Genomic DNA, 25503 nt, shown 5'->3' on the forward strand with positions numbered 1-25503 from the left:
AGGCCCTCCTGCCTGTACCGGGACAGCATTCTCCACACATGTCGCTCGCTGACACCCATCAGCTCAGCGGCCTTACTTGCCTCGCAACGCCCCTCCAGAACAAGGTTCAGTATCTGTGCTCTCTTCGTTTCTCGCTCGGTCAAATGTAGTCCTCTCATGGACTGACATATTCACTGAGCAGTTACCTACTGACAATATCACTGAGCAAAGACATGTCGAATTCCACAAATTGACCTCGGTGCCCCCTGTTGTTATTCTGCAAACCCCCGCCCGGACGGACGGTCGGCTCATAACCGAACGAACGTAATCTCGCCTGGTCCATTTGGGTGGTGAAGGGGCTACTACTGGGTCGTAAACTTGAAGCTGTACAGCTTCAAAATTTTGTGTTTCTCCAAGGAGGGATTCTGTTGATCAGGAAGGTTATTGGAGTGTCGGCTGCGGCGCTGGCGGTTTTCGCCGTCACCGCATGCAGCAATGGCAATGACAGCGAGGCGCCCACGGCCACATCTATACCCGCCGCATCCACGGCAACAGTTGCCGCACCCACGGCGACGGCTGCTGCGCCGGCGGCGACGCCGACTGCAGCTGCCCTGAATACGCCGGCCGCAACGGCAACCGGCACACCTGCACCGAGTGGAACGCCGGGGGCTGAGTCGGGCGCTGCTGCTTTCACAGCAGTGGACCACAGCTTTGCCGGGCCGGACACGATCCCGGCCGGCGTTACGGAGTTCACGCTCACCAACGGCGGGCAAGAGCCTCACCATATGTAGATGCTGAAGATGGATGAGGGCAAGACTACCGCCGACTTGATAGCCGCAATGCAGGCTACAACCACGCCCGAGTGGCTGACCGCGACCGGCGGCCCGGGCGTCGCGATGCCCGCCGGCGTATCTAACGCCACCATCGAGATGGAAGAGGGCAATTACGTATTGATCTGCGTCATCCCGGACGCCCAGGGCGTTCCGCACATTGCAAAGGGGATGATGAAGACTTTGACGGTTGCAGGCGCGCAAGCTGAGAAGGTCGAAGAGCCTGAGGCCGATATCACGGTAGACGTGAAGGACTTCTCGTTCGCCCTTTCCAAGGCGGTCACAACGGGCAGCCACGTCTTCAGGACGAACAATGAGGGCGAGCAGGACCATGAGGCTGTTCTTGTGCAGCTCATGCCGGGCAAGACCGTTGAGGACTTCCTTGGCGCATTCGAGCCGGGCGCTCCTCCGGGACCGCCTCCCGGCGTCTTCGTAGGCGGCATGCAGGCCATGGCGGACGGTATGCACGGCTACTTCCGGGCCGATATCGTTCCCGGAAACTTCGTCCTGCTCTGCTTTGTGCCGGACGAGGCCGGCGGCGCGCCTCACTTCGCTCTCGGCATGGTCGAAGAGTTCACGGTCCAGTAACGTCCCAGGACCGGGCACTCCGGTCACTCTGTGAACGACAAAAAGGCCCGGGCATCCTTTTCACATAGGGTGCCCGGGCCTTTGTTTGAGTTTTCCCACCGGCTACTTGGCGTGTACCTTATTCTCGGGTGCTTCCGAAGCCTCTACACGCACGTCAGGAAGCCACCGCAACGCCCTGGGGAAGTACCAGTTCCGGTGGCCGAGCAGCTTCATGCTCGCGGGCACAAGCACCGAACGCACAATCGTCGCGTCCAGGAATACAGCGACGGCAAGGCCAAACCCCACCTGCTGGAACATTACCATCTCGCCCGCCGCGAAGCCGCCGAAGACGGCGACCATTATGACCGCTGCCCCGGTTATCAGCCCGGCCGTCGACCGCAGCCCGTAGGCCACGGAGCCGGCGTTGTCTTTCGTGATGTCATACCGTTCCCTGATCCTGCTGAGCAGAAACACGTGGTAGTCCATCGAAAGGCCGAACAGCACTGAGAACAGGAATAGCGGGATCCACGCGTCGATGATGTGAGACTGGTGGAGTCCTAACAACTCCGCGCCGACTCCCTTCTGCGTCACGAGCACAACCAGGCCGTAGGCTGCGCCGACAGAAAGCAGGTTCATGATGATCGCTTTCAGCGGGACCACAATAGACCTGAACACGATGGTGAGCAGCACGAAGCTGAGGCTCAGCACCACCGCGAAAACGATGGGCATGTAGGTGTCTGTGATATGGAAGAAGTCCACGTTGAACGCCGTGGCGCCTGTCACAAGCGCTGTCGCCGTCGTCCCGGCGAGCGCGGCGGGAAGGATGTCGCTGCGTAGCCTCTTGATCGCCGACACCGAGACCTCGCTGCCCGGGTCGCCCGCCACGGGGACAGTGACCAGCGCAATTGCGCCGTCGGGCGAAGGCTGCACCGTGGAAGGGCCCACGAAGGCAGGGTCGCGTGAGAGCGCATCGCGAAGTCGTCCAATCGCAGCCTGGACCTCGGGCGAAGCGATATCGCCATGGACCACAATCCGCGCAGGGGCGACCCGGCCGAAGGAGAACTCCGTATCCAGTATGGCGAACGCCGCCTTGCGCTTCGAGCTGTCCGGGAAGGTGCTGATGCCGTTGAATCCGGTCTCAATGTCCTTGAACGGCACCGCGGCCGCGACGAGCGCCCCGACGGTGATCAGCAGGAACACCCATGGGCGCTTCATGACCGCGTAGGTAACCCAGTTCCAGAACCCGCCGGCGCCCCCGTTATCTTCGGCCTTTTTCGTCCTGAGCCCGATTCGTGGGATGCGGATCAAATTTACCTTATCGCCCATGATGGAGAGCACGGCCGGCAAGAGCGTCATCGTGGCAAGCACGGCGGCGATGACGACGAGTATCGCTCCGATTCCAAGGCTCCTGAATATCGTGCCTGGCACCAGCACGAGTCCGGCCAGGGCCAGGACCACGGTCAGGCCGCTGAAGAATATGGCCCTGCCGGCCGTGGCGCCCGAGGCCGAGATGGCGTCCAGCTTATCCCTGCCCTTCGCGCGCTCCTCCCTGTATCGGGCGATGATGAATAGGGAGTAGTCGATACCCACCGCCAGACCCATCATCGTTATCATGTTGACCACGAAGAACGACATTTCGAATGCCTGGCCCACGAGGGCGGTCATGGCGAGGGCCATTCCAATTGCCACAACTGCCAGCATCAGGGGAATAAAAGCCGCTGAGACGGCCCCGAGGACCAGGACAAGGATCACGATGGCAATGGGGATGGCGAACGCTTCCCCGCGGCGGAGGTCCCTCTCTGCGTACTCGTTCGATTCCGCCGCGATGCTAGCGTCTCCGACGATCAGAACATCGAACTGTGGGCTCGCGTCCGTCTCGTGGACGATATCTACTATCTGGTGGACATTGTCGTGGGCGTCGCTGAGGTCCCCTGCCATAACAAACGGAATAATCGTTTTCCTACGGTCTTTAGAAACGAGCGACTCATCCCCGGTCATGTAGTAGTTGTAACCGAGGTCGACTACCGATGGGCCAAGGGCCATAACTTTGGAATAGACGGAGCTGACTTGCTGCTGGAATTCCGGGGAGTCCACGGTCAGTGAGTCTGACCGGACGATGACGACCTCATTCGCCTTCCGCAGGTTGAGGTCCATGTGTTCTTCGAGGAGGATCGCCGCCTTCTTCGACTCCGGCTCGTTGGTGAAGTCGAATTCCGTTGTCAGGGCGCCCTGGAGCATGGATGCCACCAGGGCGCCGGAGCCAAGCATTACCAGGACCCAAACGGCAACGGTAACCCAGGGCCTACGGCTGCTGGCGCGGGCCAGGGACTCTGTTGACAGCTTCACTCACTCCTCCTGAGGTCGGGTGCGACTATGAAATCGCGCTGCCCCGCTCACTGCGAATGGGCTTCGCTAAGGTCCCCGTGTAGATCGTTTTGGCCACGGTAAGGTACTTCTGCACATCCATGTCCGGCTCCATGGCCTTCTGGAGCACGAGCCCCTGCCACATCGCCAGCAACACCCTGCCGGCGGACTCCGGGTCCACCACGGGGTTAATGCGCCCCTGCTGCTGCGCTGTGACGATTATTCCGGACAGCGCCTCCACCCACGGGGTGATAGTTGAGCGCTTCAGGAGATCGCACAGGTGCGGGCTGCGCACGGCCTCGGACCACCACTGGAGGTTGAGCCTGAGCTGGTCCTCATAACCTTCCTTGCCGAGCCCCGAAAAGGCGTGGCGGACGAGCTCGTCCAGCATTTCGATCGGCCCGCCCTGCTGGGTCATCTTCTCCATGACGGTGGCGTTCTGCTGCTGGCAGGCGTCGCAGCTCGCCTCGATTATCTCTTCCTTGCTGTCAAAGTAGCGGTAGACTGCACCCGGGCTGAGGTCCGCTTCTTTGCAGATGTCCTGCATGGTCGTCTGGTGAAAGCCCTGGCGCGCAAAGCACGCAAATGCCGCGTCCAGTATCTGCTGCCTCCGTGCCTCCAGGTGCGCTTACGTTACCTTGGGCATGTGTCACCTCTGTGTCAGACTTGACGGGGAATCCCATCGATATGAGGAATCATACCATCGGAGCCGGAAAAGGAAGTGACCATTCGGTGACAATTTCCCAAAGCGAATAATTATTTTGTTTAAGGCCTTCAGTTCAGGAAATAGCCATCCCCCGGTCAGACTGCATTGGGCCGGGGGACGTGAACCGCTTTTACGGCGCCAGGACCAGGTCCGACAGGAGCTTCTTGGTGGAGACAAGGTGCTTGTTGAGCTTTAGCGCCTTCGGCTCGATGCCCATAGCCATCCCCAGCATTTGCGGAAGGTGGATGATCGGCATGTCGATGGGCTGCTTCCGAAGCCCCGCCGCTGCGGGCTGGTAGCCGTCCAGGTTCAGGTGGCAGAGTGGGCACGGCGTTACCATGGCGTCCGCCCCGTTGCCCTTCGCCTCCAGCGTGTGATTGGCAACCATCTTCAGCGCGTTGTTCTGGTTAATAGTCAATATCGGGAAGCCGCAACAGAGCGTTTTGCCCCGGAAGTCCACCACCTCTGCGCCGACCGCCTTTATCACCTGCTCCAGGGAGTCCTCGCGCTCGGGGTGCTCGGCAAAGCCCAGCGCCGCCGACGGCCGGACGATGTAGCACCCGTAAAACGGCGCAAGCTTCATCCCTTTCAGCGGCTTGACGACCTGCGCCTTCAGCTTGTCGATGCCGATGTCCTCGATAATCGCCCACAGGAGGTGCTTGGGCTCAACCGTGCCCTTGTACTGGAGCCCTTCCTCTGCCAGGTCCTTGTTGATCTCGGCAAGGTACGCCGGGTCGTCCTTGAATCGCTTGCTCGCCTGCGACATGACGCCCTGGCATGTGCTGCATATGACCATAAGCGGCAGCCCGGCCTTCTCCGCCATGGCGAATGTGCGCGCGTTCAGGGTGTCGCCCAGACGCTGGTTCTTCTCCTGCAGCACTCCTGCGCCGGTGCAGGACGCCCCGCGCATCGGCTCGTAATCGAGCTCGATGCCGAGCCTCCGTGCAACCTCGATAGTGGACGCGAACAGCTCGGGCGCGGCACCTCGGGCGACGCACCCCGGATAAAAGGCGTACTTCATCGCTTCGCCTCAACTTTCTCAAAGATCCGGCGCACATTCTGGATGCCCGGAATGGGCTTGGGGAACAGCGGCGGCACCTTGCCGACCATCTGCGAGCGCATTCCAATCGGTGCGAGCTTGAGCATCTCTTTCACGTTGAAGATGCCGAATGTCTTGATTGGGAGCCGCAGCTCGTCCAGGTGGCCGCCGTGCCTGACCAGGTCCGTGAATGCCAGAGCGTGGCGCGCGCCGTAAGTGTTGTTGTAGCCGGCCGCAAGGGCCTTGTCGCGCATCTTCATGATGCGGCCCATGGGGTCCACGCCCTTGGGGCAGACCTGCACGCATTGCATGCACCGCGTGCAGTCCCACATGCCGCCGTACTTCGTCAGGTCCTTCAGGCGGTCCTTCTCGTGCGCGTCGCGGGGGTCGCCGACGAACCGGTACGCCTTGGCGAGCGCTGCGGGGCCGAGGAAGTTCTTGTCCACCTCAAGCACCGTGCAGTCCGACACGCAGGCGCCGCACATGATGCAGCCCATAACCCCGGCAAGGTGCAACATCGCCTCATTCGGAGCAAGGTACTCGCCCTGCGGGACAGGGCCCTCTGGCTGGAGCCAGGGCTTGACAGCCTTGATCTTGCCCCAGAAGACATCGAAGTTGACGATGAGGTCCTTTACGACCCCCATGTTGCCGGCAGGCTCAACCTTAACCGGGGAGCCGTCCTTCGGCATCACGTCCTTCATCTTGGTGTTGCAGGCCAGCACCGCGCGGCCATTGACGCGCATCGCGCAGGAGCCGCAGATAGCGCTCCGGCACGAGCAGCGCAGCGCCAGGGTGCCGTCCATCTCTTCCCTAACCTTTATCAGGCCGTCCAGGAGCGAGGAGCCGTCCTCCAGGTCAATCCGGTACTCCTGGTTGTAGGAGGCGGGCTTGGCGGCATCCGGGTTGTATCGCTTTACATTAAGGGTTACATCCATCGTCATACCCTTTCGAAGTTTCGTTTCACTTGCATCGGCTGTTAGCCAACTACTAACTGCCAACTGCCAACTACTAGTAGGACCGCACCTGGGGCTGCCACTGGGTAATCTTCACCGGCTGGTCCTCGATCCTGGGGCCTTCGGGCGTTCGGAACTGCACAACGTGTTTCAGCCAGTTGGCGTCGTCGCGCTTGGGCATATCGGTCCTGGTATGCGCGCCGCGGCTTTCCTTTCGCTCGAGGGCGCCAACGATGACCGTTTCCGCGCAGTCAAACATGAAGCCAAGCTCGAGCGTAAAGATAAGGTTCGTGTTGAAGGTCCTGCCCTTGTCGTGAACTATGACTTTCTCGTACCGCATCCTGAGCTCCTTCACCTTCCGCTGGGCCGTCTCCATGCCCTGCTGGTCCCGGAAGACCGCAAGGTACTTGTTCATCGTCTCGCCCAGCTCCTGGCGGACCTTGCCGAACAGCTCACCGCCGTCCGCGGGCCGGTCCAGGATCGCCTGGATCTTCTTCTTCTCAGCCTCTGAGTACGCGTCAGTAACGCCTGCCGCGTGTTGCTTCGACTTGACGCCCGCGGCCGCGTGCTGACCGGACCGCTTTCCGAACACGAGCGTGTCCAGGAGCGAGTTTGCGCCCAGGCGGTTGCCGCCGTGCACGCTCACGCACGCCGTCTCTCCCGCAGCATACAGGCCTGGTATCGAGGTCAGGCCGTCGTAGTTGGTGCGGATGCCGCCCATCACGTAGTGCATGCCCGGACGCACGGGCACGGGTTCCTTGATCATGTCGGCATTTGCGAAATCGATTCCGAGCTGGCGGATCTGGCCCAGCTTCTCCTTGATCAGCTTCTCTCCAAGGTGGCGGCAGTCCAGCAGCACGCAACCGTTGACTCCCCTGCCCTCGTTTATCTCCGTCTGCTCCGACCGGGAAACTACGTCGCGGGACGCAAGCTCCATCATGTTCGGCGCGTACCGCTTCATGAAGCGATCGCCGTCCTTGTTGATCAGGTAAGCGCCCTCGCCGCGGGCCGCCTCGGACATGAGCGCGCCGTTGGACTTCAGGGTCGTGGGGTGGTACTGGATCATCTCCATGTCCATCAAGGGCGCGCCTGCGCGGTAGGCAAGCGCCATGCCGTCGCCGGTGCAGATGAGCGCATTGGTGCTGGGCTCGAAGACTCGGCCGATGCCGCCGGTGGCCATAATGACCGCCTTGGCGCGGATTGTGTGCACCTCGCCCGTCTTCATCTCCATGACCACAGCGCCGCAGCACTCGCCTCCCTCAACTATCAGGGAAAGGACGAACCACTCTTCGTATACGCGGACGCCGGACTTCATGACCTGCTCGTGCAGTACGTACAGGAGCGCCTGGCCGGTAAAGTCTGCGACGAAGAAGGTTCTCGCCTGGCGCTGGCCGCCGAAAGCACGAACGCCGAGTTTACCCTCGGCGTCGCGATTGAATATTGTGCCCATGTGCTCCATGTTGATGATCTCGGAGCCGGCTTCCTTACACATAATCTCGATTGCGTCCTGGTCCCCGAGGTAGTCGGAGCCCTTGACCGTATCGTATGCGTGGTCCTCCCACTTGTCGCCGCGGTCCGTCAGCGCGGCGTTGATGCCGCCCTGCGCAGCGTTGGAATGGCTGCGCACGGGGAATACCTTCGTGACAACGGCCACGTTAACGCCCGCCTGGCTTGCCGCAAGGGCCGCGCGCATCCCGGCCAGTCCCGCGCCGATCACAAGTACATCATGGTCAAACATCGGATATCGCCTCGTATGTCTTTGCTGCCGGCAGGAATATACCACCAGATACGATGTGGTACAAGCTACGAAAACCGCAATATGTGTCTAGCTTTTGATGAGCAGCCCCGGCTGGCACCGCCTGCAGTAGCTCGTGATTCTCTGGTTCGCCGTTATCTCGGTTATCGCAGACCCGCATCGCGGGCACGGCTGGCCGCCCCTGTTATGCACCTTCAGGAAGTCCCTGATCTTCATGTGAATTTTATCACCAATGCGTGCTCTTACGACAGCCGTCGCCTCCAGCACAACCTTGCGACACGCCGCATGCACCCGCCGCAGCTCGGGCTAGCTTAGCTTCGAGACCTTCTTGAAAGGGTATACCATCGCCGCGAAGAGGATCTCGTCTGAATAGGCATTACCGATCCCGGAGATAAACCGCCCGTTCGTCAGCACGCCCTTTATCTCGCCGCGGAACGGCTTCAGCCGCTGCCTGAACTCCTCGAAGGTAATCTCGTCCAGCACGTCCGGCCCGTACTCGTTGATCTGCGGCACAAGCTCCACCTGGGCCGGCTGCAGGTAGTACACCCTGCCCATCTGCTTCTCGTCCACATACCGCAGCTCAAGCCCGTTGGACAGCCCCAGAACAAAGCACGTGCTGCGTAGCCTCCTCTCAGAGGGAGGGCAGTACTGAAAGGCGCCGGTCAGCATGTTGTTGATCAGCAGCAGCCTCTCGCCTGACACCGGGTACGACATGAACTTTCCCCGCCGCTCCACCTTGCCGTCAAAGGTCCTGCCGCGGATATCGGTGACGAAGTCGCCGGCGAAAGAACGCAGCACGCTCGGCTTCAGCACGAGCGCTTCCCGAATCGTTGCGCCGACAATACGCTCGTTAAGGTAGTCCTTGATGACTTCAAGCTCAGGGGCTTCAGGCATGTGTTCCAGCCGTTCTACACTTTGCCGGCCGTCGGGACCGTGAAGGTGAAGGTGCTCCCTTCCCCTTCTGCACTATTCACGCTCACGTGACCGCCGTGAGCAAGCACGATATGCTTTGCAATGGCAAGCCCAAGCCCAGTCCCTGAATCCCGGCGAGAGCGCTCCACCTTGTAGTACCGCTCAAATATGTGCGGAAGGTGCTCCCGGGCGATCCCGATGCCGTTGTCGGTGACCGAGACCTCGATCATCCCCGACCTCGACGCCGCAGAAACGGTCACGACGCCATTCTCCGGCGTGAACTTGATCGCGTTATGGCAGAGGTTGACGAGGACCTGCCTCAACCTGTCCTCTTCACACCACACATTTGGGAGGCCCTGCGGCACGGCTGTCTCGAGGCGGATGCCCTTGGCGCGCGCCATCTCCTGCATCTGGCCAGCCACATCCTCAACCACCTTGCGCACATCGACCGGCCGCGGCCTGAGCACTTCTTTGCCGCTCTCCAGAACAGCCAGGTCAAGCTGCTCCTTCACCAGGCCGGACATCCTGTCCACCTCCTTGTGGATGCGGGCCAGGAAGTCGGCGGCCACAGCCCTCTCGTCCATCGCGCCGCCTTCCAGCGTTTCCACCATGGCCTTTATGGACGCCAGGGGTGTCCGGAGCTCGTGCGAAACATTACTCACGAACTCCTTCCGGGTAACGTCCACCTGCCGGATGCGGGTGAGGTCATGCAGCGTGAGCAACACCCCGGCGCCGCCGCCCTTGCCTGCCAGCGGCGTCGCCACGCTGCTCAGCACTCGACGGTTTGCGGCCACCTCCACCTCAGCGTGTTGCTGCTCGCCTTTCTCCTGGCAGTCGGACACGAGGCACCTCAAGTCGTGATCGCGGACCGCCGCCAGAAGCTGCCGGCCCGTCACTACCTCCGCCTTTACCTGGAGCATCTCCCCGGCGCTCTTGTTGATAAGCTCTACCCGGCCGTCCGGCCCCACCACGAGCACGCCGTCCGCCATTGTTTCGAGGACGGCCGAGAGCTTGTTCCTTTCCCCCGACAGGTCTCTCACGATGTCTCGAAGGGAGGCAGCCATACGGTTGAAGGCGTCGGCGAGCTGCTGGGTCTCATCCGCGGACAGGGCATGCACCCGCTGGTCCAGGTCTCCCTGCGCCAGCTTGCGCGCGCCCTCGGTAACGGAGCGAATAGACCGTGAAGTCCGGTATGCGACCAGATAGGCAACCGCGATGGCCAAAACGGCGACGATGAGGGCGGAGACGGCTACGGTGGTTACTATGCGGCGCATGTTTGCGGCCACGCGTGACGTGGGCACGCCTGCGCGGGCCACCGCAACGGGCTGTCCGTCTACTACGGCCGGAACGGCGATATAGAGGGTCTCCTCGCCGAGATACCGGTCGTTGCGTGTGCTTTTGCCCAGTCCGGACGCGACCGCGGCCTGTATCTCCGGGGCGAGCCCTTCGTCATTCTGGATGAGAGGGGGCGTATGGGAATCCCCAAGCACGGCGCCGTTCAAGGAGACGATCGTGACCCTTCCATCGATCGTTTCTCCTGCCGTAACCGCGATCTGGGCCAGATCGGAGGGTGATGCAGAGCTCCTGACCGCATATTCCGCGTGCCGGGCCACCAGGGATGCCACTTCGTTCAGGCGCTGCTCAAGGTCCTCGGTGTATCTGTCGCGAATATACCCGATCAGGTACGCGCTGACCGCCCCCATGGAGACGAGTATTAGCGCCGTGAACGCGAACGCGATGCGCCACTGGAGCGACCTGGGCATAGTCATCCCTCGAATCTGTAGCCAACGCCTCGCACAGTGATTATCCGCTCGGGCTTCGCGTCATCTGTCTCGATCTTTTCCCGCAGCCACCGGATGTGTACGTCGACGGTCCTGATGTCGCCGATGAAGTCGATGCCCCAGAGCCTGTCCAGCACCTGTTCGCGTGTGAAGACCCTCCCTTTGTTCTCAACAAGAAGGGTGAGCAGCTCAAACTCCTTGGGCTTCAACTCAAGCGTCTTGCCGCGGAGCATGGCGACATGGCTGTCCACGTTGATCTCGAGGTCGCCGGACCTGAGGACCCTGGCGGCGGGCTGCGAAGGCGAGGCGGCCGCAACAGTAGACCGGCGGATCAGCGCCTTGACCCTTGCGATGAGCTCCCGCATTCCAAACGGCTTTACGAGGTAGTCGTCAGCACCGATCTCCAGGCCAAGTACTCTGTCAATCTCTTCACCCCTGGCGGTCAGCATCAGGATCGGCACGGTGGCGTCCCGGCGAATCGAACGGCACACTTCGAGGCCGTTCATGCCGGGGAGCATGACATCGAGGATGACAAGCTGGGGGGAAATTGAGCGGGCGAGCTCCAGGCCCGACTCACCGTCGGCGGCCGTCTCCACCCGGTAACCCTCTTTTTGAAGGTTGTACTTGACGGCGATCTGGATGTTCTCTTCGTCCTCTACTATGAGGACAGTCTCCTGCGCCACCTGCTACCTCGCGCGGACGACCATAATGGGACCGCGCGTGTTCCGGATGACGCGGTTCGTCACGCTGCCGGCCAGGGAGTTGCGGATACCCGAGCGGCCATGGGTGGCTATCGCCAGGAGGTTCTCGCTCTCCATCTTCGCCTCTTCGGCCTCAGTGGTCGGAATCTCCCCGTTAATGAGTTCGAGTATCGCGCCGGCGGGGTCGCCTGAAAGCAGTCGGTAGTCCACCGGGGAGATACCCTCGCGTTGCAGGATGTCCACCATGCTCTGGAAATAGCCGATCGCGGTGTCGTTATACTCGTGCTCTTTGAAGCTGGGCCTGGACTTCTCGCTCTCGGGGACAAACCGGTCGCTGGGGCGGTCAGCCACGCCCAGCATCGTGATGCCGATGCCGAGCTGTCGAGCCATTGCCGTTACGGGGGGCAGCACGCGCTCGGAGGCCTCGGACCCGTCGAGCGGCACGTAGATCTTGTTGAAGAGGACCTCGGACTTCGGCGGACCGGCACGGCGGGTGTGGACAATAAGCACGGGGGCCATCGACCCCTGGAGTATCTTCTCGGAAACGCTGCCCTTTATGACCCGGTCGATGCCGGTGCGGCCGCGTGTGGCGATGGCTACGAGGTTAGTTGCGAAGCCTCGGGAAGCCTGGGACACCAGGTAGGCCGCCGGGTCGCCGTCGTGAACGAACCCCTCGGCAAAAACGTTATCCTCCCTGATGCCGGCCGCGATCTCGTTTACATACGCCTGCGCCTTTAGCCGCTCATTGGGGTCAGACCGCAACCTCCCCGATCCCGGGGCGCCGGACGCGGCCTTGGCCGGCTCGATCACCTGGATAAGGTCTATCCTGGAGCCGAGCCTTCGGGCCAGCCCGCGGGCGTAAGGGATTACCTGCTCAGCGCTTGAAGAGCCGTCCGGTGGTACGAGGATTCGTGTCAACACGCGGCTTGCACCCCGGCTTTCCATGAAGGTAAGTGGAGTGTAGACAAAAAGGAGGCGAATGAAAAGGGGTTAAGGCCGACGGCAAGCGGCATTGATGGCTTCGGCCAGCTCGCCGGCGCGCCGCGAGCCTATCAGCACCTTTTTCCCCGCCGAGGTAACGATCTGGACGCCGCTGGAGCCGCTCACGTTGTACGCCCACCCCTTAGAGAAGCCGTACCGCACGCCCCATCCCCCGAAATCCTTTAGCGGGCTATAGTCGCTGGCCTCGCAGCTGGCGATTTCATTCAACGGGAGTGTTTTCTGGAGCAGGGGGCTGAACTTGATGAGGACCGCTTCGTCGGTCACTTCAGTTACAAGGCCGATGAACAGGAAGCCCGCGGTCAGGGCGCCGCAGATTGCGAAGCAGGCAATTGCGGATATGACGAGGCCGGCGTCCGACATTGGCTTGGAGCCGAATGGCCGGTCGAAGCCAAGCTGCATCACAAGCCCGATGCCGAATACCAGCACGACCGGCAAAACGGACATGCTCATGAGCAGCCAGAGCCACGGCTGTCGGAACTTCTGTTCCTCACGGAAACGGACATCACCGTAGGTGTTCATTCTGTCGTCACCTGCCGCACATGGGGTCGACCAGACCCAACCACGACTATTAAAGTCCTCTGTGCCTGAACTTGTCAAGATTCCCGTCGACCATCCGGCCGTACAGCCTGGCCTTGCTTTGTGTGGATGAAACAACGTACAATGAATAGAACCCGTTCGTGAAATATTTAACAGGAGGCTCTCAGTCCCATGAAGCGATGGATAATGGTGTCGGCGGTGGGCGCGCTTGCACTTGCCGCATCGGTTGCATGCTCTAGCGGTGGCAGCACCGCAGACCCTACCGCTACTTCTCGCCCCGCGGCCACATCCCCTACGGCGACCACCGCCCCCAGCGGCAGTCAGGCTAACGAAGTCCGGATCACAATGGGAGACGTTGGCGGCGCGACGAAGAAGTACGCCTTCGTTCCGGCCACCTTGAACTTCACGGTTGGGCAGGCGGCCACCCTTGTGATCCACTCCGAGACCGAGTTCCACACCTTTACCTCTGACGACCTGAAACTGGACGTTGAAGTTGACGCTGGCAAGACGGTCAACAAGGCCTTCACGTTCGACAAGGCCGGGACTTTCAAGGTAGTTTGCATTCCCCACGAAGCCCTGGGCATGGTGGGCGAGATCGTTGTGAAATAGCGCAACTGGATAACCTCCGGGTCTTCCTTTGAAACGATGGAAACTCCGAATCCCATGCAAGGGTTCGGCGTTTTCAGTAACATTATGGCTGGCAGCCTGGAACCTGAAAGACGGGCATTGTCTACATATTTAGGGAATGCTATCCTTTGTCTTGGAAGACTTCTGCTACAGATAGCTTCACCCTCCCGTCCTATAACACGCGCGCAAGAGCTACTAGAGCTTCAGCCCGTTTCAACTCCGCTAACACGCCTAAAGGAGCGTCCACCATCGAAGAAGAAAGTGTAGATATACGACGTTACATAGGCATGCTTCTGGCTTACTGGTGGCTCTTTCTCTTGCTGCCCATCGCGGGCGCGGTAATCGGCTACTACACCTCGAACAGCCAGGCGAAGGTGTACGAGGCCAGGGCCATCCTGCTTGTTGAGCAGCGGCAGTCCAGCCAGTCCACAGGCGCGAGCGACTACAACCTGAGCCTCCAGTTGGCACAGATATACTCGCGCACGGTGAAATCGACCCTCTTCCTCCAGCGCATGATCTCGGATCACGGCCTGGAGGTTACACCCAACGGGCTCAATAGCATGATCACTGTCAGGATCGGTGAATCTCCTCCGCTCCTGGATATCCGTGTCAAGCACGGCAACCCGGATTTTGCAGCCAGCATCGCCGACAAGATCGCCGCGTCGTTCCCAAATTACGAATACGAACGCAAGCTGACCGTCATCTCTAGGCAGGTTGGCTCCTACGACGCGCAGGGGCTTCCGACGGAGCAGCTGCTTGCGAGCTTCAACGCCACGCTCGACAACATGAGGCTCCTGGACGAGGTGGTCGTACCCACGCGGCCCGTTCTTCCGCAGCTGCGCAGGTCGGCCATGATCGGCGGGTTGATCGGGCTTGTCCTCGCCGTCGCCGCCGCCCTGGTGCTATCTAGCCTCGGTGATACCGTGAATAACGCCGGGGATATGAAGCGGCGCTTCGGAGTCAACGCTATCGGCGCAGTGTTCCGGTGGAGCGTGAAGTACATCACCACCGACGACCTTATCGTGTGGAAGTACCCGTCTTCCGGATACGCTGAGGCGTTCCGGCAGATCAGGGCGAACCTCCAGTTCGCTACCGTCAAACACCCTGCTTGAGTGATCATGGTGACATCTCCGGGGCCGGGCGACGGAAAGAGCACGATCATCAGCAACATTTCGGTCACCCTTGCGCAGACGGGGAAGCGCATCGTTGTGATCGACGGCGACATGCGCCGTCCCACGATGCACAAGCGGTTTAACCTTCAGACCAAGGAGCCGGGAGTATCCAACTTCCTCGCCGAGCCAACCACCACCGTTGGGCAGGTGCTTCACAAGACCGCCGTTGAAGGAGTCTTCGTTATTCCCGGCGGCCCAATACCGCCCAACCCTGCCGAGCTTCTGGGGTCGCCGCGCATGAAGGTCCTGATCGAGCAGCTCAAGGAGCAGTTCGATATCGTTCTTGTGGACAGCCCGCCGGTTCTCGTTGTCGCTGACTCCGCGATAATCGCGGCGCAGGTGGATGGCGCGATAGCGGTGGTGGACGGCCTCAAGACCCGCTCGTCTTCGCTGAAGGCGGCCCTGGACACTCTGCGGAACACGCAGGTGAACATCGTGGGCGTCGTAATTAATAAGCTGAAGCGCGTCCGGTTTGGGTACGGGTATAACTACCCCTACTACTACGACTATTACTACTACAGCTACTATTACAGCTACTACGCTGCGGAAGAGGGCGCAAAGACGAACGGCCACACCCCCGCGTACAGGAAGCCCCTGGACTGGACCCGTGATCTGCTGGCCGGAAAGCCCAAGAACCCGAACTAGCGCATTTGTGGCGTCAATCTGGACAAGAAGCCCTGGCGAATACCGGGGCTTCTTGCTTTGCTCCAACTATCGGCACGTTGAGCTATCTGGTACGATGGCTGTGATTCGCCTCAGGAGGCCCTCCGAGCGACATGTCCGACAACACCGCACAGCACAGGCTGCCCGCAGGGTCTGCGCAGCCCAGCGACTTCAAAGTCACTCTCCCCTTCAGCAAGACCATCAACAGGTTATTGCGCTCCTCCGCCCTCGCTCCGGTCGCGTCTCTAATCTACAGCTCTTATGAGCGCCAGCTGATCGCAGAGGTACTGAGCAGGCCGCGTCCTAACCACATCGCGCTGATCCTGGACGGCAACCGGCGGTTTGCAGCGGAATCCGGCTTGCCGGATGTAACCGAAGGTCACAGGTATGGGGCAGGGAAAGTCAGCGAAGTAGTCCGGTGGTGCGACCAGTTTTCGATTCCTGTCGTGACCTTGTGGGCACTTTCCACCGACAACCTCAGCCGTGACCCGGAGGAGGTAAGAAAGCCGCTGGAGATAGTAAAGGACCGGCTTGCTGTTCTGGCGCGCGATCTCTCCACAGGGCCCTCCGCCCGGCAGGTGCGGGCCGTCGGAAGGGTGGACCTGCTACCGGACGATGTGCGAAGGCAGATAGAGGCGGCGAAAGAAAAAACGCGTGGTTCCGGGCCGAACATCCTGAACGTCGCCGTTGCCTATGGCGGCAGGGATGAGATCATGGACGCTGTAAGGCGCATGGTCCGCGCCTGGGCCGAGGCGGGCGTGTCCGCCCGAGAGATGGCTGACGCCCTTTCGAAGGAGGACCTGGAGTCCTTCCTTTACTCCCCGGACGAGCCGGAGCCTGACCTGATAATTCGGACCAGCGGGGAGGTACGCCTCAGCGGCTTCCTCCTCTGGTAGAGCGTTTACAGTGAGCTCTATTTCTGTGATGCCCCCTGGCCGGCGTTCAGGAAAATAGACTTCCTGCGCGCGATCAGGAGCTATCAGAATCGCCAGAGGCGGTTTGGTAAGTAGTCGACGCCTGTTGTAACAGAGTGAAAAGCAAATGGGAGCGCAATAGCCGCTCCTATTTGCTTTTCACTCTTGCCCGACTGTGACTACGATCCGATAGCTGTCGATACGGACTGCGTCTTGGACTGGACCCCTGCCTTGACCTTGTGCGGGTTGTGAGGGTCTCCTTGAACGCCACCAGTACAGATACGACGAGCAGTTCGACGTCCATCACAGGGTTCAGGGTTAAGATGTAAAGGTTGTCGTAGCGGAGCTTGTCCTTGGGCCGTGTGGCGTACCGCCCCCGCGCCTGCGCCAGGCCTGCGATCCCGGGCCGCACCCTGAGGCGGGCATGGAAATTCGGCACTGTCTTGCAGAACTCGTTGGCCATCTCTGGCCGCTCAGGCCTGGACCCCACGAAACTCATCTCACCCTTCAGGATGTTAATGAGCTGCGGCATCTCGTCCAGCCTGAACTTCCTGAGAACACGTCCCACGCGAGTTATCCTGGGATCGTTCTCGGTAGACCACACGGCGCCGGTGTACTTCTCAGCATCCGGGATCATCGTGCGGAACTTGATAACCTTGAACAGTTTCCCGTTCTTGCCCAGTCGAGTCTGCCGGTAAAAGACCGGTCCCCTGTCCGAAATCCAGATCGCAAGGGGAATGATCACCCAGAACGCAGCCCAAACAGGCAATAGGAACAGGTGGGACGTTAGGAGTATCGTCAGATCCAGGGCGCGCTTATACCCGTCGCGCGCGGGCATTCCGGCCGTGATTGATGGTGTCGACGGCTGCCGCTCGACTACCGCCTGGTCAGACGCAGAGGACTCCTTTTCAAGGAGAGCGACGCCGCCGGATGGAGTTTCTTTTGTGTTCATAGCGCCTTGTGGTGGACCCTCCGCCAAATCCGGATGCCATAGCGATTTACCGCTCATCCATGTTGACTAGTCCAAATAAACGTCTCTTTAGACCACGAGGCGCATTATAGACCGCTGCGCGCCACTATTTCAACGCCTTTTGACACGATGGGACTAGGCGGACTTTTCCAAAATGCCAAACACCCGGCAAATCGGGCAGGAGCGCGAGTGCCCCGCACGCCCATTGAACGCTGCGTCTTCAGGTACTTGAAGCTATAAAGACCCTCCGATATATTTACAATTGCGTTATGCGTTCCGAAAATGAACGTGTGACGAAAAACAGGACGTCGCTGCGCTCAACCGCACCCCGTGCCCATGCAGGTGATCCCCGGTCGGACGAGCGCATCGAACTCCCCGGCAGCCCACACCTCGCCGCCCTTCGCATGTGAATTCGATCTGAAATTTCCTGTTGACTTTATGGGCTGAAATCTACATCGGACACCGTCTGTCGCAGCGTTAGCTCCGGACCTGTCCTCAAGGTACTTTCCAGGACCCGGCGCAACACGGGGTGCCGAAGCTATTGCGAATTTCTGCGGAAGTACGCCTGGGACCGGCAAAATCCCGGCCGCTTTCGGCCCGGACGGCGTGAATTGTGAGTGGAGCAGAGTGGTGATCAGGAAGGATGCATGGAGCTACTTAAGAAGATCGAAGATCGAAAAGCAGCGGTCGCAATCGTCGGACTCGGCTACGTCGGCCTGCCCCTGGCGGTCGCTTTCGCCGAGAATGGTTTTCGCGTAATCGGGATAGACCTGGACCGCCGCAAAGTGGACTCGATCAATGCTAAGAAGTCGTACATAGCGGACATCCCTTCCGAGCGACTCGCCCGCATCGGCGCCGCCGGCGCCACCGGCAGCCTGACAGCGTACCCGGATTACACCGCAATCGCCCAGGCGGACGCGGCCATCGTCTGCGTCCCGACTCCGCTCAGCAAGACCAAGGACCCGGACCTTTCCTTTATAGTCTCCGCCGCGGACCAGATTGCGAAGTACATGCACCCCGGAATGCTCGTCGTCCTGGAGAGCACAACGTACCCCGGCACCACAGAAGAGATAGTCCTCCCGCGGATGGAGAGCTCAGGCGGGCGCAAGCTCAAGGTTGGAACAGACTTCTTCCTTGCATTCTCCCCGGAGCGCATCGATCCCGGCCGCAAGGACTACACCGTCCGTAACACCCCCAAGGTGATCGGCGGCGTTGAGCCGAACTCATTGCAGGCCGCCATGAAGCTCTACGGCAGCGCGATCGAGCGCGTTATCCCCGTCTCCTCCGCCAAAGCCGCTGAGATGGTCAAGCTCCTGGAGAACACCTTCCGCGCTACCAACATCGGCCTCGTCAACGAGATCGCCATCATGTGCAACCGCCTCGGAGTGGACGTCTGGGAAGTCATCGACGCCGCCAAGACCAAGCCGTTCGGCTACATGCCCTTCTATCCCGGCCCCGGTCTGGGCGGCCACTGCATCCCCATCGACCCCCAGTACCTGGCGTGGAAGATGCGGAGCCTGAACTACACCGCGCGCTTCATCCAGATCGCCGAAGAGGTCAACTTCGGCATGCCCGCCTACGTCGTCGGCAAGGTCGCCGACGCCCTGAACGACGACTGCAAGTCGCTGAAGGGCTCCAAGGTGATCGTCCTGGGAGTCGCCTACAAGGCCAACGTTGACGATATGCGAGAGTCCCCTGCGCTTGAGGTGATCGACCTCCTGGAGAAGAGGGGCGCGCACGTCAGCTACAACGACCCGCACGTCGACTCTTTCGAGCTTGAAGGCAAGCGCCACCAGTCCGTCTCCATCGGCCCGAGCGTCCTCAGGGGCTACGACTGCGCGGTAATTACCACCGCCCACAGCGCATACGACTGGAAGATGGTCGTCGAGAACTCGAAGCTGGTCGTCGACACCCGCAACGCGGCCGCGGCCGTAAAATCCAAGACAGGACGTGTAGTAAAGCTGTGAGCAATTACCTGGTCACCGGCAGCGCCGGATTCATAGGCTCCACCATCACCCGCATGCTGCTGGAGCGCGGAGACACCGTCACCGGCATCGACAACTTCAGCGACGCGTACGACGTGCGTCTGAAGGAGTGGCGCCACAACCGCCTGGTCGGCAAACCCGGCTTCACATTCATCCGCGCGGACATCTCGGATAAGTCGGCGGTACGCCAGGTCTTCGCCGGCAAGAAGTTCGACGGCGTGGTAAACACCGCCGCCCGCGCCGGTGTCCGGCAGTCCGTGGAGAACCCCTGGGTGTACATAGATACGAACATCATGGGCACGCTCAACTTGCTGGAGATGTGCAAGGAGACGGGCGTAAAGAAGTTCGTTCTCTCCTCAACCTCCAGCCTGTACGGCGCGAACAACCCCCAGCCGTTCAGCGAGAATGCTAAGACGGATACGCCCGTCTCCCCTTACGCTGCGTCCAAGAAGGCCGCCGAGGCCTTCTGCTACACCTACCACTATCTGTTCGACATCGATGTCACGGTGGTCAGGTATTTCACGGTCTACGGCCCCGCCGGCAGGCCGGACATGAGCCTCTTCCGCTTCGTAAAGTGGATCTCTGAGGGCGAGCCCGTCAAAGTAAACGGCGACGGCAAGCAGTCCCGCGACTTCACCTACGTGGACGATATCGCCCGCGGCACCATTGCGGCGCTAAAGCCCGTAGGGTACGAAACGATCAACCTGGGCTCGGATACGCCCACGGTGCTCATGGACACGATCAGAATGATCGAGCACCTTCTGGAGAAGAAGGCCAACATCGAGTACGGCCCATTCCCGAAGGCCGACGTCCCCGCTACCTGGGCGGATATTCACAAGGCTGAGGAGATGCTGGGATGGCGGCCCCAGGTGAAAATCGACCAGGGCATCAAGAACCTGGTGAGGTGGTACCTGGAGAACCGCAGCTGGGCCAGCAAGCTGAGCACGGGGTAGGCGGACCGTCAGCATGTCAAACGCCTTAACCACCAAAACATCCAGCCTGCCGGAGACGGTATACTCGCCCGAGTTCGGCCTACGCCGCCCGGGCCTCCTGCTGCGGTCCATGGTCCGCGACCTCCGGGCCGCACGGCCGCTCGGCTGGGAGCTCGCCAAGCGCGATATTTCGGCGAAGTACCGGCAATCGCTGCTCGGCATCGCCTGGAAGTTCGTCCCGCCCGTAATGACCGCGTTCATCTTCATCGCTCTGAACAGCCGCAAGGTCATAACGATCGACACCGGCAACGTGCCCTACCCCGTCTTCGTCCTGATCGGCACGGTGCTCTGGCGCATGTTCACCGCAAGCCTCATGGCGCCGCTCACCGCCGTCCAACGCGCAAAGCCCATGCTGGCGAAGCTCAACTTCCCCAGGGAGGCGATCATCGTCTCCTCCATCACGCAGGTCCTGTACGAGTTCTGCATAAGCCTCGTCATTCTTGCAGTACTGTTCGTGGCGTTCGGGCTGGACCTTTCCATCGGCGTCCTGCTGTTTCCCATCGCCGCCCTCTCGGTGATGCTCCTGGGCTTCTCGATAGGCCTGCTGCTTGCGCCCGTCGGATCGCTCTACTCGGACGCGGCGTCATTCCTGACGACAATCACCCTTCCCTGGATGCTCATCACCCCGGTCGTTTACGCGGCCCCCAGGAACGGCATAATCGCGCTCGTCTCGCGCGTAAACCCGGTCGCGCCGCTCATCACCGGCTCGCGTGAGCTCGCCACCGAGGGCGCGATGTCCGACCCCGTGAGCTTCGCAGTTGTGGTGGTTGCGTCTCTCGTCGGGGTCTTCCTCGGGCTGGTGCTCTATCGCCTGGTGATGCCGATCATCATCGAAAAGATGGGCGGGTAGCCATGCCGGGCGAAGTACTGATATCCGTAGACAACATCTCGAAGAAGTTCTGCCGCGATCTCAAGCGCTCGCTATGGTACGGCGTGAAGGACCTGGCCTTCGAGGTCACCCTCAGCTCCGGCCGCTCCCGCAAGCTCCGCAAAGGCGAGTTCTGGGCCCTCAAGGAGGCGTCGCTCGAGGTCCGCCGCGGCGAGGTGCTCGGCATCATCGGGCACAACGGCGCCGGCAAGACCACCATGCTGCGCGCCATCAACGGCCTCATCAAGCCGGACGCGGGTAAGATCACCGTGCGGGGCTCCGTGGGCGCGCTCATACAGCTCGGCGCTGGCTTCCATCCCGTGCTCTCCGGCCGCGAGAACATCTACATCTCAGGCATGGTCCGCGGCATGAGCCGCAAAGAGGTCCAGCGCAAGTTCGACGAGATTGTGGACTTCTCCGGCGTGAAGGAATTTCTGGACAGCCCCGTGCGCACCTACAGCTCCGGCATGCTCGCCCGCCTGGGATTCAGCGTGGTGGCGCACCTGGAGCCGGACATCCTGCTCATCGACGAGGTCCTGTCCGTCGGCGATGCCGAGTTCAAGGCGAAGTCCATGGAGCGCATCTGGAAGCTGGTGGATAGCGGCAAAGTGGCCGTCGTGTTCATCTCCCACGACATCGTCTCAGTGGATGGATTGTGCAACCGAGTCGTACTTATGGATCATGGTGAACCGCATGAAGGCGAGAAGTCCGTTCTTATTGCCCGTTACTACGGTGATGACCTGTCTGGTAGGGCTAGAATGATATTCGACGACGCTGCTCGGGAACGCCTGCTATTCGAGGCAAGAACGAATCGAGACAAACTGACTGGCGACGTTGAGATAACCTCGATGGATGTTGTTGATACGCTAGGGCTTCCGAAAGAAGTCTTCCGAGACTCGGACACACTTGTTCTCAGAGTACGCTATCGTGCAAAGAGACCCCTAACGAACTTCGTGGGCTTTGTCTTCTTGGATGACCCGATTGGCATAAGAATTTTTGCCGAAAAGTACGTCCCTCCACTGGGGAGTGGCTTCAAGCTTCAAGGCGATGGCGAACTTCACATTCAATTTGACCCGATCCAGTTGAAGTCAGGCCGATACCACATAGGTTTTAGCTTTCAAGATCCGACGATGCGCGTCACCTACGGAATAAAGAAGGGTGCTATTCTTACCGTCAACGACGGAATGGTGAACCCTCAAGGTAAGTCCGGCTTCGTTAAACCTAATGTTAAGTGGCATTTAGGAACGTTGTCCGGAGCGCCCGATGCTTGAAGAGACGGTCCGGTCTCTCGGGCTTGCCGGCCGTGTCCACCTCCCAGGTTTCAAAAGCAACCTCTGGGGATACATGAAATCGGCATCGTGCTACGTGCTCGCATCCAGGTACGAAGGCCTCCCCCTCGCTCTGCTGGAAGGGATGGCGGCAGGCTGCCCAGTCGTCTCTTTCGATTGCGATTACGGCCCCTCCGAGATCCTGACGCACATGGAAAACGGCGTTCTCGTAAGGCCGGGCGACATCGATGTCATGGGCGCGGGAATCGCCGTCGTTCTGGAGGACCGTTCGCTTGCCCGGCGCATGGGACAGGCCGGGGCGAGGCGGGCAATGGACTTCGACAGTCCACTGATCGCCCGGCAGTACGGCGCCCTGTTCGAACAAATGCTGGCCAGCCCCGAATCCCGTTCCTGATGCGCCTGGTCTTCATCACACCTGAGTACGTAACTGAGAAGTACTTCGCCGCCGGGCTCGCCAACTATCTCGGCCGCCTGTGCCCCTTGCTGGCGCAGAGAGGCCACGAGGTATTCGTCATCGTCAGGGCCGAGAAGAAAAGCCCGCCATTCACACACAACGGCGTTACCATTCTTCGTGTCGCGCCTTCCAGAACGACGCAGAGAATTCTCAACGCGATCACTCTCAGAAGACAGCCCGAAGCCGCAAAGGACATTGCATTCTCTGTTTCCGCCAGGCAAGTCGTGAATTTTCTCCACCGCCAGCGCCGCTTGACTTACGTGCAATGCTCGAACGTTCGCGCGGTCGGCATAGCATTTTTACTGCCGGGAAGGCCCTACGCCGCGGCAACGCGGATGTCCAGCCACCGGCCGTTGTGGAATGAGCTCGCCATGGTGCGCCAGACCAAAAGCGCGGGGGTCCGCTACAAATTGGAAGCACTTCAGGTAAGACGGTTCCCCCACGTGTATGGGCCAAGCAAGTATCTTGCCGCCATTATCGAGAAGGAGTGCAGGAGAAAGGTGGATGTACTGCCCACAACTTTCTACCTGGAGCCTTGCGTTGAAGACGCGTCGGTCTATGAAAAGCATCTCAAAGGACTGCCGTACCTGCTCTACTTTTCGCGTTTGCAGAAACATAAAGGAGTCGACGTTCTCGCCAGGGCGCTCCCAACAATTCTCGGCGGCAACAGCGGGCTGCGCGCGGTCTTCGTCGGAAACGATTGGGCGGACCGGGAGACAGGTTCCATGCGCTCCAGCGTCAGGGAGTGGGCAGGCGACTGCGCCGATCGCGTCATTTTCCTGGACGACATGCGGCACGAGCAGCTTTACCCTGTAATTCGACATGCGGAGGCGGTCGTTTTCCCCTCCAGGATCGACAACCTTCCCAACGCTTGCATGGAGGCCATGGCCCTGGGGAAGCCGGTAATAGCTTCGTCAGGTGCGAGCTTCGAAGAGCTATTCGATGACGGAATCAGCGGCTACCTCTTTCGAAATGGGGATCACGAGGATCTGGCCCGCGTAGCCACGGAAGTACTTCGGAGCGCTGATCGCAGTCGTGTCGGCGAAGCGGCGCGAGAGAGGATCAGCGCCTTGCACCCCGACCGGACCGTTCCTCTGGTCGAGAAGTACATCACCGAGCGTGTTCGCGCTCGGTCCGGCGGCAGGCGGGAGTGATACAAGAGTCCAGCCGCAACACGGCCATCTCAGTAATCATCCCCTGCTTCAACTCCGCCCGGACGCTTGAGGAAACCCTCGTTTCCCTGGTTGGCCAGACCTTCCTCGACTGGGAAGGCATCATAGTTAATGACGGGTCATCTGACACCACTCAGCAGATCGCCGAGACTTGGGCGAAAAGAGACTCTCGGCTTAGAGTGATAAGCCAGGCAAATAAGGGACTCGGGGCCGCCAGAAATAGCGCCCTGAAGATCGCCACCGGCCGGCTTGTCCATTGTCTTGACGGCGACGACAAGATCTCGGCCGACTTCTACGAGCGCATCGTGGAGGCCGAGAAGGCCCATGGACTGGCCCCGGAGGGCCTCTGCCTGACCGCCGGTTACATCCACTTCAGGGACGACGGTACCGTGTTGAAGCGGTTCGCAGCCGCGCCGCCAGAGCGCTATACCTTCGAACGAATCGCGTACTCCAATGCAACGCCGCCGGTAGCATACGTATTCGGCCGGTCCATACTGGAAAAGACTGGCCTCTTTGACGAATCCATAAAGCACTGCCAGGACTGGGACCTGCTAATAAGAATGGTGCGCACAGGCGTACGATTTGCCGCTGTGCCGGAGGCGCTGGCAATGTACCGGGTGAGCGACAACAGCCTGAGCACGAAGACAATCCGGTTCATGGAGACGCAACGAATCGTCGCCCTGCGCGCCGCCACCCCGGACCCGCGCTGCATCCAATCCGCCGTTGTCGCCACGCCTGTATCCACGGCCGGCGCAGAAAGGTCCATCATTCACCTCTGGAACTACAATGTCGGCCGAGCTCTCAAGATGGGCTGGGCTGAATCGGCTGCCGAACTGTTCACCTGGGGGCGGCTAAACCTTCCTGCCGAGCTCTGGGAACAGCCCGGCCGGTTTGGTGTCTCACCAACGTACGTCGGAAGAGAAGTGCCCTCAGAGATCCCGCCTCAATATGGACCGTCAAGATCGAGGCTGTTGGCGACCTTGCGCTTTCTATCTAGAGAATGGCCACAGATTACCCACAGACCCGGCTTCGGAAGGACTGTTCTCTCTTCCCTGCTGAACCTTCGCGTCTTGCCGGGCGCGCCCGGACCTCTGTCTCGTCTGTCGCACTTCAGGCAATTGGTGGACACAGCGAAGTTGAATGGAGCGGCCGGGATGGTTGCCTGGGCAATAGCGCTGTCCCCCGGCATCGTCGCGCGCAGTGCCGCGCGGCGCTTCAAACGCACTCGAATTGGTGATGTTTCCGGCGCGGCTACTACCGGCCAGTAATA

General features: G+C 60.5%; 25 protein-coding genes and 1 pseudogene. 12 read left to right on the plus strand and 14 right to left on the minus strand.

Going from position 1 to position 25503, the window contains the following annotated elements; genetic code table 11:
- Together FJ319_08130 and FJ319_08135 are read right to left on the minus strand one after the other, a co-directional pair.
- On the minus strand, positions 1 to 158 hold a 158-nt coding region (locus FJ319_08130; GenBank protein ID MBM3934253.1), incomplete at its 3' end, for a helix-turn-helix domain-containing protein.
- Between the two features lie 215 nt (positions 159 to 373).
- Positions 374 to 739, minus strand: coding sequence for a hypothetical protein (locus FJ319_08135; GenBank protein MBM3934254.1), 366 nt, complete (start codon positions 737 to 739; stop codon positions 374 to 376).
- 31 nt (positions 740 to 770) lie between these two features.
- On the opposite strand from FJ319_08135, the gene FJ319_08140 reads away from it, so the two are divergent.
- Entirely contained in the window at positions 771 to 1397 is a 627-nt protein-coding gene (locus tag FJ319_08140) for a hypothetical protein (protein ID MBM3934255.1), read from the plus strand.
- 102 nt (positions 1398 to 1499) lie between these two features.
- Here FJ319_08140 and FJ319_08145 read toward each other — a convergent pair whose 3' ends face one another.
- From FJ319_08145 to FJ319_08195, 11 genes are all read right to left on the minus strand, one after another.
- Positions 1500 to 3722, minus strand: a complete 2223-nt coding sequence (locus FJ319_08145; protein ID MBM3934256.1) for an MMPL family transporter — start codon at positions 3720 to 3722, stop codon at positions 1500 to 1502.
- Positions 3723 to 3747: 25 nt separating this feature from the next.
- The gene (locus tag FJ319_08150) at positions 3748 to 4287 is read right to left on the minus strand and encodes a TetR/AcrR family transcriptional regulator (protein MBM3934257.1); all 540 of its coding nucleotides are present in this window, start codon (positions 4285 to 4287) and stop codon (positions 3748 to 3750) included.
- Between the two features lie 289 nt (positions 4288 to 4576).
- Positions 4577 to 5467, minus strand: a complete 891-nt coding sequence (locus tag FJ319_08155; protein MBM3934258.1) for a heterodisulfide reductase — start codon at positions 5465 to 5467, stop codon at positions 4577 to 4579.
- The gene (gene sdhB, locus FJ319_08160) at positions 5464 to 6426 is read right to left on the minus strand and encodes a succinate dehydrogenase iron-sulfur subunit (protein ID MBM3934259.1); all 963 of its coding nucleotides are present in this window, start codon (positions 6424 to 6426) and stop codon (positions 5464 to 5466) included. The genes FJ319_08155 and sdhB overlap by 4 nt, the downstream gene beginning before the upstream one ends.
- Before the next feature lie 67 nt (positions 6427 to 6493).
- Complete coding sequence (locus FJ319_08165; GenBank protein ID MBM3934260.1) at positions 6494 to 8176, minus strand: FAD-dependent oxidoreductase; 1683 nt, start codon at positions 8174 to 8176, stop codon at positions 6494 to 6496.
- An 87-nt stretch (positions 8177 to 8263) separates the two neighbouring features.
- On the minus strand, positions 8264 to 8410 hold the full coding sequence (locus FJ319_08170) for a hypothetical protein (GenBank protein MBM3934261.1): 147 nt from the start codon (positions 8408 to 8410) through the stop codon (positions 8264 to 8266).
- A gap of 90 nt (positions 8411 to 8500) precedes the next feature.
- On the minus strand, positions 8501 to 9088 hold the full coding sequence (locus tag FJ319_08175) for a hypothetical protein (GenBank protein MBM3934262.1): 588 nt from the start codon (positions 9086 to 9088) through the stop codon (positions 8501 to 8503).
- 14 nt (positions 9089 to 9102) lie between these two features.
- The gene (locus FJ319_08180) at positions 9103 to 10875 is read right to left on the minus strand and encodes a cell wall metabolism sensor histidine kinase WalK (GenBank protein MBM3934263.1); all 1773 of its coding nucleotides are present in this window, start codon (positions 10873 to 10875) and stop codon (positions 9103 to 9105) included.
- A complete protein-coding gene (locus FJ319_08185) occupies positions 10872 to 11570 on the minus strand; it encodes a response regulator transcription factor (protein MBM3934264.1) in 699 nt (232 codons plus the stop codon). The genes FJ319_08180 and FJ319_08185 overlap by 4 nt, the downstream gene beginning before the upstream one ends.
- A gap of 3 nt (positions 11571 to 11573) precedes the next feature.
- Positions 11574 to 12533 (minus strand): universal stress protein, encoded by a 960-nt coding sequence (locus FJ319_08190; protein MBM3934265.1) that lies wholly within the window; start codon positions 12531 to 12533, stop codon positions 11574 to 11576.
- A gap of 45 nt (positions 12534 to 12578) precedes the next feature.
- Positions 12579 to 13109 (minus strand): hypothetical protein, encoded by a 531-nt coding sequence (locus tag FJ319_08195; GenBank protein MBM3934266.1) that lies wholly within the window; start codon positions 13107 to 13109, stop codon positions 12579 to 12581.
- Between the two features lie 189 nt (positions 13110 to 13298).
- Between FJ319_08195 and FJ319_08200 the strand changes: the two genes are divergently transcribed.
- The 4 genes and pseudogenes from FJ319_08200 (at position 13299) to uppS (ending at position 16599) form a co-directional block, all read left to right on the plus strand.
- Complete coding sequence (locus FJ319_08200) at positions 13299 to 13736, plus strand: hypothetical protein (GenBank protein MBM3934267.1); 438 nt, start codon at positions 13299 to 13301, stop codon at positions 13734 to 13736.
- A gap of 305 nt (positions 13737 to 14041) precedes the next feature.
- Entirely contained in the window at positions 14042 to 14866 is an 825-nt protein-coding gene (locus FJ319_08205) for a hypothetical protein (protein MBM3934268.1), read from the plus strand.
- Positions 14867 to 14872: 6 nt separating this feature from the next.
- Complete coding sequence (locus FJ319_08210) at positions 14873 to 15571, plus strand: CpsD/CapB family tyrosine-protein kinase (protein ID MBM3934269.1); 699 nt, start codon at positions 14873 to 14875, stop codon at positions 15569 to 15571.
- Positions 15572 to 15702: 131 nt separating this feature from the next.
- A pseudogene (gene uppS, locus FJ319_08215) lies at positions 15703 to 16599 on the plus strand (di-trans,poly-cis-decaprenylcistransferase).
- 52 nt (positions 16600 to 16651) lie between these two features.
- On the opposite strand, the gene FJ319_08220 reads toward uppS, so the two are convergent.
- A complete protein-coding gene (locus FJ319_08220) occupies positions 16652 to 17512 on the minus strand; it encodes a sugar transferase (GenBank protein MBM3934270.1) in 861 nt (286 codons plus the stop codon).
- Positions 17513 to 18120: 608 nt separating this feature from the next.
- Between FJ319_08220 and FJ319_08225 the strand changes: the two genes are divergently transcribed.
- The 7 genes from FJ319_08225 to FJ319_08255 are packed head-to-tail and all read left to right on the plus strand — an operon-like array spanning position 18121 to position 25501.
- Positions 18121 to 19440 carry a nucleotide sugar dehydrogenase gene (locus FJ319_08225; protein MBM3934271.1) on the plus strand — a complete coding sequence of 440 codons (1320 nt, stop codon included), beginning with the start codon at positions 18121 to 18123 and terminating at the stop codon, positions 19438 to 19440.
- Positions 19437 to 20411, plus strand: a complete 975-nt coding sequence (locus FJ319_08230) for an SDR family NAD(P)-dependent oxidoreductase (protein MBM3934272.1) — start codon at positions 19437 to 19439, stop codon at positions 20409 to 20411. The genes FJ319_08225 and FJ319_08230 overlap by 4 nt, the downstream gene beginning before the upstream one ends.
- 13 nt (positions 20412 to 20424) lie before the next feature.
- Entirely contained in the window at positions 20425 to 21300 is an 876-nt protein-coding gene (locus FJ319_08235; protein ID MBM3934273.1) for an ABC transporter permease, read from the plus strand.
- A 2-nt stretch (positions 21301 to 21302) separates the two neighbouring features.
- A complete protein-coding gene (locus FJ319_08240; GenBank protein MBM3934274.1) occupies positions 21303 to 22589 on the plus strand; it encodes an ABC transporter ATP-binding protein in 1287 nt (428 codons plus the stop codon).
- Complete coding sequence (locus tag FJ319_08245) at positions 22582 to 23001, plus strand: glycosyltransferase family 4 protein (GenBank protein ID MBM3934275.1); 420 nt, start codon at positions 22582 to 22584, stop codon at positions 22999 to 23001. Before FJ319_08240 ends, FJ319_08245 begins: the two co-directional genes overlap by 8 nt.
- The gene (locus tag FJ319_08250) at positions 23001 to 24215 is read left to right on the plus strand and encodes a glycosyltransferase family 4 protein (GenBank protein ID MBM3934276.1); all 1215 of its coding nucleotides are present in this window, start codon (positions 23001 to 23003) and stop codon (positions 24213 to 24215) included. The genes FJ319_08245 and FJ319_08250 overlap by 1 nt, the downstream gene beginning before the upstream one ends.
- Positions 24212 to 25501: a glycosyltransferase gene (locus FJ319_08255; GenBank protein MBM3934277.1), complete on the plus strand. Its 1290-nt coding sequence runs from the start codon at positions 24212 to 24214 to the stop codon at positions 25499 to 25501. The genes FJ319_08250 and FJ319_08255 overlap by 4 nt, the downstream gene beginning before the upstream one ends.
- Positions 25502 to 25503 lie beyond the last annotated feature (2 nt).

Source organism: SAR202 cluster bacterium, assembly GCA_016872355.1.
GTDB lineage: Bacteria > Chloroflexota > Dehalococcoidia > Lucifugimonadales > VGZY01 > VGZY01.